Origin of the sequence: Lentisalinibacter salinarum (genome assembly GCF_040706555.1) — a bacterium.
Taxonomy (GTDB): Bacteria; Pseudomonadota; Gammaproteobacteria; order Steroidobacterales; family Woeseiaceae; genus Lentisalinibacter; species Lentisalinibacter salinarum.
This window is the reverse complement of sequence record NZ_JAPDRH010000004.1, coordinates 59,138-72,682: the sequence shown is the minus strand read 5'-3', so window position 1 is coordinate 72,682 and position 13,545 is coordinate 59,138. Positions and strand designations below refer to the sequence as shown.

The window sequence follows — 13,545 nt, the reverse complement described above, 5'->3', positions numbered from 1 at the left end:
CACGCGATCCGATGACGAAACTGTTCATCTCCGACCTGCACCTGCAGGCCGCCCGGCCCGACATCACCGAGCGCTTCTTCCGCTTCCTGCAGACCGAGGCGGCGGAGGCGGAGGCGCTCTATATCCTGGGCGATTTGTTCGAGGCCTGGATCGGCGACGACGATCCCGACGAGCACAACCGCGAGGTGCAGGCGGCCATGCGCCGGCTCACCGACGCGGGCGTCGCCGGCTACTTCATGCGCGGCAACCGCGACTTCCTGATCGGCGATGCGTTCGCCGAACGCACGGGTTTCACGCTGCTCGACGATCCGGTGGTCCGCGACTTCTACGGCACGCCGGTGCTGCTCAGCCACGGCGATGCGTATTGCACCGACGACGTGGAATACCAGGCCTTCCGCCGCCAGTCGCGAGACCCGGCCTGGCAGCAGCAGGTGCTGTCGATGTCGGTGGAACAACGACGGGCGCTGGCCGGCCAGGCCCGGGAGGAGAGCCGAGCGGCCATGGTGGACAAGGCCGAGGACATCATGGACGTGAACGCGGACGCCGTCGCCGCCGCCCTGCGCGAGGCCGGTGTGACCACGCTCGTCCACGGCCACACCCACCGCCCGGCGGTGCACGAACTGGACCTGGACGGCACCCCCGCCACCCGCATCGTCCTCGGCGACTGGTACGAGCAGGGCACCGTGCTGCACTGGACCCCCGAGGGCCCCGACTACCGCTGGAAGGTCCTGTAGGAGGGCCTTCAGGCCCGATCCTGCCAGCCCGGAGGCCGCTTTCTATCGGCGTTGGCCGTGAAGTGTGGCACCAGTCAGAGAGCGTAGCTGACGGGCAGAGCCTCCACGCCGCCGCGAGCACGGCCGTCATGCGGCGGTATCCATCGCCGCGACCTTTTGTCGGGAGCAAGATGGATACCCCCGCAGGGCGGCCAGGAAAGAAGGGGGTAGGGTAAGAAGAATCGGGCCTGAAGGCCCTCCTACGTGGTCGTCGGGGGCGGGCCGCTGTGGAAGCGGAGTTCGGTGTCCGGTGCCGTTGCCAGTTCGTTCTCCACGGCGCGGAGGTCGGCCAGTCGCGCCTCGACGGCGTCGCCCTCCTCCCCCGTCCCGGCCAGGGCCAGGTAGTTCTCGAAGTGGCGTGCCTCGGAGGCCAGCAGGCCGGCATAGAGGGCCGCCATGCGCCGTTCCAGGCGCGGCGCCAGCAGCGCAAAGCGCTCGCAGGAGCGGGCCTCGATGAGGGCGCCGATCAACAACAGGTCGGTGAGCCGGCCGGGATCGCGGCGGCGGGCGGCCTCGCGCAGGCCGGCGGCGTAGCGCGAGGCGCTCAGGGGACGGGGGGCGACGCCCAGGGTCTTCATCAACCGCTGCACCTGCTCGTAGTGGCGCAGCTCTTCCCGGGCCAGCCGGGACATCTGCCAGCCGATGTCGGTGCGCTCGGGGTAGCGGTAGATGAGGTTCATGGCGGTGGAAGCCGCCTTCAGCTCGCAGTTGGCGTGATCGATCAGGATCAGGCCCGGCTCCGCGGCCGCGGCGTCCACCCAGGCCGCCGGCGTGGCGGCGCCCAGGAACTCGCGTATCGCACGCGGGACGGCGACCGCGGCACTCGTCGACGCGGCTGGCGGTTCGCCCGGCCTCACGGCTGCCATGCCAGCACCTCGTCCGCGCACTGGAAACGGTCCGCCGGGTCTTTCGCCAGCAGGCCGTCCACCAGGGGCTGCAGGGCAGCGGTTTCCGCCGGCAGCCGCGGGATGTCCGCGTGGCCGTGCTTGTAGATGATGCCCATGGCGGAGTCGGCCGTGTACGGTTTTTCGCCGGTCAGCATCTCGTACAGGATGACGCCCAGGCTGTAGAGGTCCGAGCGCTCGTCGGTGTGTCGGCCGTGGCCCTGCTCCGGGCTCATGTAGTAGGGCGTGCCGAAGATCTCGCCCGTGCCGGTGATCTCCGCCCGCAGCCGCAGCTGCTTGGCCAGCCCGAAGTCGATGAGCGCGATGCTGCCGTCCTCGCGCAGCATGATGTTGCCCGGCTTCAGGTCGCGGTGGAGGATGCCGACGGCGTGGATGGACTTCAGCGCGCCGGCGATCTGGCGCGCGACGTCCAGCGCCTCGTCGGCATCCATGCCCGCGCGGATGCGGGTGCGCAGGTCGCCGGCCGGGAAATACTCCATGGCGATGTAGGCGTGATCGTCGCCGATGCCCAAGTCGTGGATGCGCACGATGTTCGGGTTGTCCAACTCGGCGATGACTTCGAACTCCTGCAGGAACCGGGCCAGCGCGTCCTCGTCCTCGTCGGTGGCGTCCGGAACCTCGCGCAGGATCTTCAGCACCACCTCCCGGCCGCTGGCTTCGTGTTCGGTCAGGTACACGGCCGAGCCGTCACCGGAGGCGATCTTGCGCCGCAGCCTGTAGCCCCGCGCGCTGCCGCCCTTGCCTCCCTTGCCATCGTGGCCGCTCTCGCCGAAGAACAGGCTGTCGGTGGAGGCGAGGCTGCGGCGCGAGCTGAGCGCCCGGCGCAGCGCAGCGATGAGGGCCGCATGGCCGATGTCGGACTTGTGGAAGAAGCTCTGGGCGCCGTACTGCAGCGCCCGGGCGCCGTCGGCCGGGTCGCGGCTGGACGTGAAGAAGATCGCCGGCGGGAACGAGGGGCGCGCGCAGTAGCGGCGCAGCGCCTGCAGCCCGTCCATGCTGCCGAGCCGGTGGCCGATCAGGACGACGTCGTTGTCGGCGCCGCCGAAGGTATCGGCGAGCGCGCCGGAGACGTGCGGGTCGTATTCGGTGATCACCGCATCGTGCCAGACCGTGGTGATGTGATGCATCAGCAGTGTCCGGAATTCCGGATGAGCGTCGATGATCATGAATCTGTGGCTCATCCCGGAGCTCTCCCGCCGCGGCGGCCAGGTCTATGGTCTACGGTCTATGGTCTGTGGACGATAAGGGCCGCGAGGCCCTAGACCGTGCTGATGGCCGCGTCGCTGTCTTCCGTGCCCTCGTCCGCCGCCTGGCCGGCGCCGCCCTCGCCGCCCTGGCCACCGAGGCCCAGGAACAGCTGCTTGGCCTCGTCGGAGCGGGCGCTCTCGAGCTGGCGCAAATACTCCTCGGTGACATCGCCGGTGACGTAGCTGCCGGAGAAGCAGGAGGTGTCGAATTCGTTGATCTCGGCGTCGTCGTGCTGCACCGCCCGCACCAGGTCGTCGAGGTCCTGGTAGATCAGCCAGTCGGCGCCGATCAGCTTCTCCACCTCGGCCTCGGAGCGGCCGTGGGCCACGAGCTCGCTGGCCGCCGGCATGTCGATGCCGTAGACATTGGGGTAGCGAACCGGCGGCGCTGCCGAGGCGAAATAGACCTTGCGTGCGCCGGCCTCCCGCGCCATGCGGATGATCTGCTGGGAGGTGGTGCCGCGCACGATGGAGTCGTCCACCAGCAGCACGTTCTTGCCGCGGAACTCCAGGTCGATGGCGTTCAGCTTGCGCCGCACGGAGCGTTCGCGCATGGCCTGGCCCGGCATGATGAAGGTCCGGCCGATGTAGCGGTTCTTGATGAAGCCTTCCCGGTACTTCACGCCCAGGCGATGAGCCACCTGCACCGCCGACGTGCGGCTCGTATCCGGTATGGGGATCACCACGTCGATGTCGTGGTCGGGCCGGGCGGCGAGGATCTGGTCGGCCAGGGTCTCGCCCATGCGCAGGCGGGTCTTGTACACGCTCAGCCGGTCGATGATGGTATCCGGCCGGGCGAAATACACGAACTCGAAAATGCAGGGCGCGTAGGCGCGCTGCTCGGCGCAGGCACGCATGTGCAGCTGGCCCGCGGTGTCCACGAACACCGCCTCGCCGGGCAGGATGTCCCGAACGAGGCGGAAGCCGAGCGCATCCAGCGCCACGCTCTCCGAGGCCACCATGTACTCGGTGCCGGCCGGCGTGCGGCGGCTGCCCAGCACCAGCGGGCGGATGCCGTAGGGGTCGCGGAAGGCGAGCATGCCCTGGCCGATGATGAGCGCGGTCACCGCATAGCCGCCGCGGCAGCGCTCGTGCACGGCGGCCACCGAGTCGAAGACGACGTCCGGCGTGAGTTCGCCGTCGGCGCGCTGCTGCAATTCGTGAGCGAACACGTTCAGCAGCACCTCCGAGTCGGAACCCGTGTTGAGGTGCCGCCGGTCTTCGCGGCGGAGCAGGTCCGAGAGCTCGGCGGCGTTGGTCAGATTGCCGTTGTGCCCCAGGCAGATGCCGTAGGGGGAGTTAACGTAGAACGGCTGGGCCTCGGACGAGCTGGAGCAACCGGCCGTGGGATAGCGCACGTGGCCGATGCCGATGTTGCCTTTCAGGCGCAGCATGTGGCGCTGGTGGAAGACGTCCCGGACCAGGCCGTTGCTCTTGCGCGAATGCAGGCGGTGGCCGTCCCAGGTGACGATGCCGGCTGCGTCCTGGCCCCGGTGCTGCAGCACGGTCAGGGCGTCGTAGATGGCCTGGTTGACCGGGCTCGTGCCCGCGATGCCGACTACGCCGCACATGAGATCCTCCCGGTCGATTCGGAGGCGGGTCGCATCGCTATCGGGCCATCCGGGCCATCATCGGGCCCCTCCAGGGTGTCGCCGCCCGCGCCGTTGATGTCGTCGATCGCCTCCAGGGCCCGCGGCGCCAGCACGCGGATGCCGTCGCCGATGCGCTCGGCGTAGGGCATCAGGCGGGACTCCTGCCACCACTGGTCCTGGGAGAAGCCGAGATAGCCGCCCGCGAGCGCGAGCACGCCGGCCAGCAGCGCGCCACGGCCGAAGCCGAAGCCGAGACCGAGGAAGCGGTCCGTACCGCTCAGGCCGCTCGCCTCCACGACCATCGAAATCAGCCAGCCTACGAGGCCGCCGATCAGCAGCACCGCCACGAAGATCAGGCCGCGGCCGATCCAGGCCTGCAGCCCCTCGGAGCCGATCCAGTCGCCGGCCACCGTCTCCACCACGCCCGCGCCCAGCGGGGCGAGCTGGAAGGCTAGCCAGATGGCGACGACGAGGGAGATGACGGAAACGGCCTCCTTGAAGAACCCGCGCCAGGCCCCGACGATCATGGAGATCAGGACCAGCACGGCGATGGCGATATCTGCGACCGGGACCATGGCGTGTGTTCGCTCAGTATCGTCAGTATGGGACGGGGACGGCGCTGCGTCGGCGGGCAGTCAGTTTATCAGACTTACAATGGTCCTCACGGATGGGTGACGACCTGCCCCTTCTGCCCGGCCTTCGCGAGGGCCGCGGCCACCTTCTCCGCCTCGTCGCGGCTGCCCTGCGGCCCGACGCGCACCCGATGCAGCGTGCGCCCGCCGCTCTGCACCCGGCTGAGAAAGGCCGGGAACCCCTGGTCGCGCAGATCGGCCGCCAGGCCCTCCGCGTTCTCCTCGTTGGAGAAGCTGCCGAGCTGCACCGCCCACAGGGACTCCGCCGCGGTGGCCGATGACTGCTGCGCCGACGCGGCGGCAGGCCTGGGCTGCGGCTCGGGTCCGGGCTCGGGTTCACGCGCGGCCTGCGATGCCCGATCGGCCGCGTTCTCCTGAGCGGCGCCGGTCGGCTCGGGGTCCGCCGCAGCATCAGCCGACGATGCTTCCTCACCCGCTGCAGCCGTATCGCCCGGCGTCGCCGCCGATCCGCTGCCGCTCGCCGGCGCCGGCAGCCGCCGGGTGGCGGGCGGCGGGTCGGTGATCTTCTCGCCGGCCTCCTCGCCGCGGACGGTCTCGGACCGGGGGTCCAGCACGATGCGCCGGGTGCGCGTCGGCTGGCCCTCCTGTCCCGGCAGGTCCACGCTCTGGCGGACCGTCCCGGTCTCTTCCTCCGGGCCGTCCAGGAACACCGGGATGACGAGCCAGGCGACGGCGACGAGCACGATGGCCCCGGTCAGGCGTTCTTTGGTCGATCGATCCATGGCGACAGGCAGCTATACCCCCATCCGTGCATCTATTCGTGTGTGTATTCGTGTTTCCGTTCGAGTTCCATCAGCGCCGGTTTTCCGACACGGATTGCCGGGTCCGGCCGGCCGGCGGCTGCGGGCGCTGTTCGCGCTCCGGCGGCGAGTATAGCCGAAGCGCCTCGAGAGCCGGTCCGACGACATAGAACGAGCCCGCCGCCACGACCCGGTCGGCCGGACCGGCGAGCGCCTGCGCCGTTGCCACCGCCGAGGCCACCGAAGGCTCGATGCGGCATGCCCGGCCGGTGGCGTTCGCGATGGCGGCCGCGAGCGCAGTGACCGGGGTGCCGCGAGGCGATTCCAGCGGCACCGCCAGCCACTCGTCCACGACGCCGGCCAGGGCCGTGGCAAATTCCGCCGCATCCTTGTCCGCCAGCAACCCGACCAGCGCGAAAGTGGTGCCGGAAGCCGGTTCTGCGGCCAGACGGTCGGCGAGTGCCCGGGCAGCGGCGCCGTTGTGGGCCACGTCGAGCCACCAGTCCGCGCCGGCCCGCAGCCGTTGCTGGCGTCCCGCGGGACCCGGCACGACGAGGGCGCGCGCGACGGCGTCCGGCTGCAGCCAGGCGTCCAGATCGAGCGCCTCCAGCAGCGCGAACACCGCGGCGGCATTCTCGATCTGCTCCGGCCCGCCGAAGACCGGCCGCGGCAGTCCGGCCAGCGTGGTGCGCCGCCCTTCCCAGTCCCAGCGGTCCGGCGGGGCCTGATCGGGCGGATCATCATCCATGGTCACGGCGCGGAAATCCCGGCCGGCCAGCCGCAGATCGGCGCCGACCGCCGCTGCATGCTCTGCCACCGAGGCCGGCGGCTGCCGGCCGCCGAAGACGGCCGGGCGACAATGGCGCATGATGCCGGCCTTCTCCCGGCCGATCGACTCGAGGTCGCTGCCCAGCCACTCCTCGTGATCCAGGGAGACGCTGGTGATGATCACGCCGTCGGCATCCACGGCGTTGGTGGCATCCAGCCGGCCGCCGAGGCCCACCTCCAGCAACACGCAGTCCGTGCCGGCCGCCTCGAAGGCGGCCAGCGCGGCCAGCGTGCCGTACTCGAAATAGGTCAGCGGTACGTCGCCCCGGACCGCCTCCACCCGCCGGAAGGCCGCGATGATCTCGGCGTCGTCCGCCTCGCGGCCGTCGAGCCGGATGCGCTCGTTGTAGCGCGCGAGGTGGGGCGAGGTATAGACGCCGGGCCGGCGGCCGGCCTGACGGGCGAGATGCTCCAGCAGGGCCACGGCCGAGCCCTTGCCGTTAGTGCCGCCGACGGTGATCACCAGCGGCGGGCGCGCGAGCTCCATGTCGCCGAGCACCCGGGCCACGCGCTCCAGGCCGAGTTCGATCTCGGTGGCGCTGAGCCCGGATTGCCAGTCCAGCCATTCGTCGAGGGTGTCGAAATCCCTCCTGTTCACGAGGGGAGCGTCCACGCGGGCAGGTGCCGGATCAGGAAGAGGCCGGCAGCGGCGAGGGGCGGCGCTCCAGCATCGCGATGAGGTCGGCGATGGTATCGCGCATCTGCCGCCGGTCGACGATCATATCCAGCGCGCCGTGTTCGAGCAGGAACTCGCTGCGCTGGAAGCCCTCCGGCAGCGTCTGGCGCACGGTCTGCTCTATGACCCGCGGTCCGGCGAAACCGATCAGCGCCCGCGGCTCGGCGATGTTCACGTCGCCCAGCATCGCCAGGCTGGCCGAGACCCCGCCGGTGGTGGGGTCGGTCATGACGGAGACGAACGGCACCCTCGCCCGGGCCAATGCCGCCAGCGCGGCGCTGGTCTTGGCCATCTGCATGAGCGAGAACAGCGCCTCCTGCATGCGTGCGCCGCCGCTGGCCGAGAAATTGATGAGCGGCATACTGGTCTCGCGCGCATGCTCCGCGGCGCGGGCGAAGCGTTCGCCGACCACGGAGCCCATGGAGCCGCCCATGAAGCGGAACTCGAACGCCGAGCAGACCACCGGGCGGCTGTGCAGCGCGCCGGTGACGGTGACCAGCGCGTCCTTCTCGCCGGTCTGCTTCTGGGCCTGGGAGAGGCGGTCGCGGTAGCGCTTGCTGTCGCGGAACTTCAGCGGGTCGCGGGGCTGTATGCCCGCGTCGAGCTCGTTGATGGAGTCCTTGTCCAGAAAGGACTCCAGCCGCTGCCGCGCGCCGATGCGCATGTGGTAGTCGCACTTCGGGCAGACGTGCAGGTTGCGCTCCACCTCGGCGCGGTAGAGCTGCGCGTCGCAGGCCTGGCACTTGATCCAGATGCCCCGCGGCACCGAGCGGGTGCGTCCCTCCGTGCTGATGCGAGACGGCATGATTTTCGAGAACCAGCTCATGCGGCGATGATACCCCCTCGTCCTTTCCCTGTCAGACCGGCGGCAGCGCTGCCGGCAGGCCCGCGAAATCACGGCCGTCCGGCAGACCGAACTCCGGCGGATAATCCACGGCGATCAGCGTCAGGCCGGCTGCCGGCGCGGCGAAGGCGCCGGCGGTGCGGTCCCTCCCGGCCAGCAGCTCCGCCGCCCAGGCCGGCTCGCGCTCGCCCCGGCCCACCGTGATCAGCAGACCGGCGATGTTGCGTACCATGTGCTGCAGGAACGCATTCGCGCTCACGTCGATGGCGACCCACTCGCCCCGCCGGGACACGATGATGCTGGTGACATTACGCACCGGCGAGCGGGACTGGCAGCCGGCCGCGCGGAAGGCGGAGAAATCGTGTTCGCCGATGAGATGGCGTGCCGCCTCGCCCATGCGTCCCTCGTCCAGGGGCTGGTGCACCCAGCACGCGCGGTGGCGGTGCAGCGCCGAGCGCACCGGCCGATTCAGTATGAGATAGCGGTAGCTGCGCGACACGGCCGAATAGCGGGCGTGGAAGTCGGGGCTGACGGTGCGCACCCAGCTCGCGCTGACGTCGGCGGGCAGATTGCTGTTGGTGCCCAGCAGCCAGCTGCGCAGCCGGCGCCGCACCGGCGGCTCGAAGTGGATCACCTGGCCGGTGGCGTGGACGCCGGAGTCGGTACGGCCGGCGCAGACCGCTTCCACTGGCCCGTCGGCCACCGCCGACAGCGCGGCCTCGAAGGCGTTCTGGATGGCGCGGCCGTGAGACTGGCGCTGCCAGCCGTGGAACGCGGTGCCGTCGTACTCGACGCCCATGGCCACGCGCTCGGCCACAAGTTCGGCCGGGCGGTCCCGGTCAGCCACTCAATCGGGCAGCGCGTCCAGCAGCCGGTTGGCCTCCTGGCGCTGGCCTTCGTCGCCCTCCTCGAGCACCTCCTGCAGGATGCTGCGGGCACCCTCCGGGTCGCCCATGTCCACGTAGGCCCGAGCCAGGTCCAGCTTGGTGCCCACCTCGGTCTGGGTGCGGCCCTCGCCGGCCTCCTGCATGCCCGTCTCGGTGGGCGCATCGTCCTCGTCGGACAGGTCCTCGCCCACGTCGAGGTCGAGGATGGAGTCCAGCTCGTCGTCGTCGAACACATCGCTGCTGAAGCGGCCGGAGGCGTCGGCCGAGGCGGGCTGTTCGACGGTGTCGTCCTCGTCCCGCGGGGTCTCGAGGTCGCCGAGGTCGCTCTGCTTGATGGCGGCCGTGAGATCGTCCAGGTCGACGTCCACGTCTTCCGCGGCCAGGCGGGGCATGCGGCCCGTGGCACCCGTGTCGTCGTCATCGTCGCGCTCGTCCAGCGCCTCGGTCTCGGCGAAGTCCCTGTCCGCCGCGGGCGCCAGGGTGGTCGCGTCGTCGTCGCCGGACTCCTCGTCCCCGGACTCATGACCGATGGGCTCGTCCGCGCCGGCACCGCCCGGCGCGAGCATCGTCACGTCGTCGTCGCCCAGCACCTGGGTCTCGCCGGTGCGGTCCAGCAGGTCGTCGTCGGATTCGCTGTCGTCGTCGTGGAACTGCAGCACGGTGGCCGAACGCTCGCCGGACTCCTCGAGGCCGTCCAGATCCAGTCCCAGGTCGTCCAGATCGATCTCGGCCGTCTGCTCGGAGCGGCGCTGCTCTTCCTCGCCGCCTGCCGGCAACTCGGTGGTCTCGTCCTCGCCCAGGCCCCAGGTCTCGATGGTCGGGGTCTCCTGAGTGATCTCGTCGTCCGCCGCTTCGTCCGCCGAGGCGCCGGCCGGCGTCTCCACCGTCGGCGACTCCCGGGTATCCTCTTCCTCGAACGGCGTCTCCAGCGTCGGCGACTCCTGGGTGTCCTCCTCGAACGGGGTCTCCAGCGTCGGCGATTCCTGGGTGGGCTCCTCGCCGCCGAGGCTCTCGTCCGACGCCCCATGCTGGCCATACTCGCCCGTCTCGGCCAGATCCGCCGGATCCAGCAGCATCTCGTTGGTACCGGTGCGCTCACCGGTCTCGTCGAGCACGAAATCCAGGCCGCCCGAGGTGCCCCCCAGGTCGGCCTCGCCGCTGTCCTCGTCCCCGCCGAATGCCAGATCGACGTCGCTTTCCTCGTCGGAGCCGAAATCGACATCCAGCGTGCCCACGCCGCTCTCCTCGTCGAAGGACAGGTCGACGTCGCCCCCGCCGGCCGCGGCGGCGCCCGCGAACAGTTCGTGGTCGGGCGCAATCTGCTGGCCCATGATCACGATCTTGTCCCAGTCGGCATCCTTCTCGCCGGCGTCGCCGCCGAGCGCGTCATGCAGGTTCTCGGCCGCGTCCACGAACGCGTCCTTGTTGCCCCAGACGAAGTACACCTCGGCGAGCTTGGCCTTCAGGTCCGTGCGGTCCGGGTCCGCCGCGATGGCATTGCGCATCAGGTCCGCCGCCTGGTCGTAGAGTCCGTAGGCCATGTGGAAGTCGGCCTCGGCCAGCGGATCCGTCTGGTCCAGATTGATCGCCGTCTCGCTGCTGAAGGTATCCTCCAGCGAATAGCTGCCGCTCGCCCCCGTATCCGGCTGCTCGTCGGCCCTGGCCGCCGCGCCTGCCGCCGCTGCGGCTCCGGCGCCTGCTGCCGCCGCCGCGGCGCCGGTGCCCGAGGGCCGCTCTTCTTTCTCCACCACCAGGATGGAGTCATCGTCGCTCGCGAGCGCACGCAGGCGCTCGGTGGCCTCGCGCTCCTCGTCGTCCTGGAAGTCGTCGTCCAGCGCCTCCCAGGTGCCGGTGCTGTCCTCGACGGCCTCGCCGCCCCGGCGCCGTGCGAGCACGAGCAACAGCAGAGCGATGACGACGACGCCCAGACCCACGTAGGTCCAGATGCTGCCGAGCAGGCCGCCCAGCAGTCCCATGATGCCGCCCTCGTCCTCGCGGCCGGTCGTCACGACCGCCGGCGTCGTGCGGGCGGGTGCGGGCTCCTGCGCCGCCGGCTGCTCGTCCTCCGCCGTCGTCTCCCCGGCTTCCGTGGTGGCGCCGGGCTCGCCCTCGAGATCGGACTCGGGGTCGGCCTCGGCGAAGATCTCGTCGCCGCCGGCATCGGCAGCCGCCTCGCCCTCGGCCTCCAGATCGACGCCAGGCGCCGCGGTGGCGGTCTCGTCCTCGGCCGCCGCGGGCGGCGCTTCCGCTGCCTCCTCACGGCTCGCCAGCTGCTCGCGCAGCCGGGCGAGTTCCTGATCCTTGATGGCCAGCAGGCGCTCGCGTTCGGCCAGTTCCGCCTCGAGCCGGCGCAGCCGCTCGGCCTCCGCCGCACTGGCGCCGCCCGCGGCCCCGGCAGCCGTCGTGCCGGCCGCGGTGCCCACCGTCGGTGCCGTCTCCGGCGCCTCGTCGGGGGGTACCAGGCGCAGGCTGCCGGACTCGCCGCCCTGCCAGGCCTGGTTCTGTCGGCTGACCTCGGCCACCGCCTCGGAGCGGTTGATGCCGTACATCGCATCGTCGGACGGGATACGCAGGACGGCGCCCTCGCGCAACCGGTTGATGTTGCCGTCGAAGGCGTCCGGGTTGTTCTCGTACAGCGCCACCATGACCTGGTTGATGGTCAGGCCGCTCGGCCGCACGCGCTGGGCGATGCCCCACAGCGTCTCGTTGCGCGGCACCCGGTAGGTGTCGCCGGCGCCGAGCCCGGCCGAGGTCTGCCGGGGCTCCGGTGCACGCCGGATACTGCCCGCATCCGGGCTGCGCTGCGCCGGCGCCGCCGGCGCCCGCACCGGGGCGGGCTGTTCCGCCGTCTCCTCGCTCGCGAAGGTCGGCGGATCCAGCAGAACGGTGTACTCACGCAGCAGGCGACCCCGTGGCCAGACCGCCTCCGCCAGGAAGGTCACGAACGGTTCGGTGACCGGATCGCGGGAAGTGATGCGGACCACGCCCCGGTCGCCGGACAGCTGCCGGATCTCGAACCGGAACCCGCTCAGGAACGAAGGACGGTCGATGCCGTAGCGGCGGAATGTCTCGGTCGGCGCCAGCTGGACGGTGAGGCCCTCGAGTTCTTCCGGCGTCACCGACAGGAGCTCGATCTCGGCCCGGAAAGGCTCGTTCAGAGCGGACTCGAGCCTGATGTCCCCGAGGCCCAGGGCCTGAGCCGTCCCCGACCACGCCAGGAGCAGAATCAGCGTGGCGCCAGCGAGTCTTCCGAGCATAAGTCTTCTCCGGCTCATAAAACTGACCCGCAGCCGTCCAACGGGGGCAGGCTGCGGGGTCAGATTAGCAAGCTCGTTTAACATTAATCCGTGGCCAACTATAGCCTATAAATAATTTTTGACCAATATTTCAGCTATTTGCACGCTATTTAGAGCCGCGCCCTTACGTACGTTGTCGGACACCACCCAGAGGTCGATGCCGGACGGGTGGCTGATGTCCTCGCGGATGCGGCCGACGTAGACCTCGTCGGTGCCCGCACCCTCGGTGACGGCCGTCGGATAGGCGCCGGCCTCGTGGCCGTCGATCACCTTCACGCCCGGCGCATCCGCCAGCAGCGAGCGCACGTCGTCGGCGCTCAGCTTCACCTCGGTCTCGATGTGCACGGCCTCGGAATGACCGTAGAACACCGGCACCCGCACGGCCGTCGGATTCACCTCGATGGTGTCGTCGTCGAAGATCTTGCGGGTCTCCCACACCATCTTCATCTCTTCCTTGGTGTAGCCGTTATCCAGGAAGACGTCGATGTGGGGCACGGCGTTGAAAGCCACCCGCTTCTCCGGCCCTTCCTCGTCGGGCGGGTTGCCGCTCAGCATCGCCGCGGAGTCCTTCGCCAGTTTCTCGACGGCGCTGCGCCCCGCGCCGGAGACCGCCTGGTAGGTGGCGACGTTGATACGCAGGATGCGGGCGCGGTCGTGGATGGGCTTCAGCGCCACCAGCATCTGCATGGTGGAGCAGTTGGGATTGGCGATGATGCCGCGGGTGGTGTAGCCGGCGATGGCCTCGGGGTTCACCTCCGCCACCACCAGCGGGATGTCGTCGTCGTAGCGGAAGAACGAGGTGTTGTCGACCACGACGCAGCCGGAATCCCAGGCCCGGGGGGCGTGCACCTCGGAGACCGAGCCGCCGGCGGAGAACAGCGCGATCTGCGCCCGGGAGAAATCGAACTCGGCCAGGTCCTCCACGTCGACCTCCTCGCCGCGGAAGGTCACGGTGCGGCCGACCGAGCGGGCACTGGCGAGCGGATAGAGCCGCCCCACCGGAAAGCCCCGGCTCTCCAGTATCCCGATCATGTTTTCGCCCACGAGGCCGGTGGCCCCGACGACTGCGACGTCATACGTGTTCGACATGGGTTTCGGTTATCT

The 13,545-nt window shown here is 70.2% G+C and carries 11 protein-coding genes; 1 reads left to right on the top strand and 10 read right to left on the bottom strand.

Annotation, left to right across the window (positions count from 1 at the left end):
* The first annotated feature begins 11 nt into the window (after positions 1 to 11).
* Positions 12 to 734 carry a UDP-2,3-diacylglucosamine diphosphatase gene (locus ACJMKZ_RS16085; protein ID WP_405234244.1) on the top strand — a complete coding sequence of 241 codons (723 nt, stop codon included), beginning with the start codon at positions 12 to 14 and terminating at the stop codon, positions 732 to 734.
* A 239-nt stretch (positions 735 to 973) separates the two neighbouring features.
* Here ACJMKZ_RS16085 and miaE read toward each other — a convergent pair whose 3' ends face one another.
* The 10 genes from miaE to ACJMKZ_RS16035 all read right to left on the bottom strand — a co-directional run bounded on the left by miaE (position 974) and on the right by ACJMKZ_RS16035 (position 13,530).
* Positions 974 to 1,639 carry a tRNA-(ms[2]io[6]A)-hydroxylase gene (miaE, locus tag ACJMKZ_RS16080; RefSeq protein WP_405234243.1) on the bottom strand — a complete coding sequence of 222 codons (666 nt, stop codon included), beginning with the start codon at positions 1,637 to 1,639 and terminating at the stop codon, positions 974 to 976.
* On the bottom strand, positions 1,627 to 2,859 hold the full coding sequence (locus ACJMKZ_RS16075) for a serine/threonine-protein kinase (protein ID WP_405234242.1): 1,233 nt from the start codon (positions 2,857 to 2,859) through the stop codon (positions 1,627 to 1,629). Before ACJMKZ_RS16075 ends, miaE begins: the two co-directional genes overlap by 13 nt.
* 77 nt (positions 2,860 to 2,936) lie before the next feature.
* The gene (purF, locus tag ACJMKZ_RS16070; protein ID WP_405234241.1) at positions 2,937 to 4,496 is read right to left on the bottom strand and encodes an amidophosphoribosyltransferase; all 1,560 of its coding nucleotides are present in this window, start codon (positions 4,494 to 4,496) and stop codon (positions 2,937 to 2,939) included.
* Entirely contained in the window at positions 4,484 to 5,092 is a 609-nt protein-coding gene (locus tag ACJMKZ_RS16065; RefSeq protein ID WP_405234240.1) for a CvpA family protein, read from the bottom strand. The genes purF and ACJMKZ_RS16065 overlap by 13 nt, the downstream gene beginning before the upstream one ends.
* Before the next feature lie 86 nt (positions 5,093 to 5,178).
* Positions 5,179 to 5,892 carry an SPOR domain-containing protein gene (locus tag ACJMKZ_RS16060; protein ID WP_405234239.1) on the bottom strand — a complete coding sequence of 238 codons (714 nt, stop codon included), beginning with the start codon at positions 5,890 to 5,892 and terminating at the stop codon, positions 5,179 to 5,181.
* A gap of 70 nt (positions 5,893 to 5,962) precedes the next feature.
* A complete protein-coding gene (locus ACJMKZ_RS16055) occupies positions 5,963 to 7,336 on the bottom strand; it encodes a bifunctional folylpolyglutamate synthase/dihydrofolate synthase (RefSeq protein ID WP_405234238.1) in 1,374 nt (457 codons plus the stop codon).
* Positions 7,337 to 7,367: 31 nt separating this feature from the next.
* Entirely contained in the window at positions 7,368 to 8,240 is an 873-nt protein-coding gene (gene accD, locus ACJMKZ_RS16050; protein ID WP_405234237.1) for an acetyl-CoA carboxylase, carboxyltransferase subunit beta, read from the bottom strand.
* Positions 8,241 to 8,271: 31 nt separating this feature from the next.
* Positions 8,272 to 9,057 carry a tRNA pseudouridine(38-40) synthase TruA gene (gene truA / locus ACJMKZ_RS16045; protein WP_405234565.1) on the bottom strand — a complete coding sequence of 262 codons (786 nt, stop codon included), beginning with the start codon at positions 9,055 to 9,057 and terminating at the stop codon, positions 8,272 to 8,274.
* A gap of 48 nt (positions 9,058 to 9,105) precedes the next feature.
* Positions 9,106 to 12,402, bottom strand: a complete 3,297-nt coding sequence (locus ACJMKZ_RS16040) for a FimV/HubP family polar landmark protein (RefSeq protein ID WP_405234236.1) — start codon at positions 12,400 to 12,402, stop codon at positions 9,106 to 9,108.
* A gap of 105 nt (positions 12,403 to 12,507) precedes the next feature.
* Complete coding sequence (locus ACJMKZ_RS16035) at positions 12,508 to 13,530, bottom strand: aspartate-semialdehyde dehydrogenase (protein WP_405234235.1); 1,023 nt, start codon at positions 13,528 to 13,530, stop codon at positions 12,508 to 12,510.
* Positions 13,531 to 13,545: the final 15 nt, after the last annotated feature.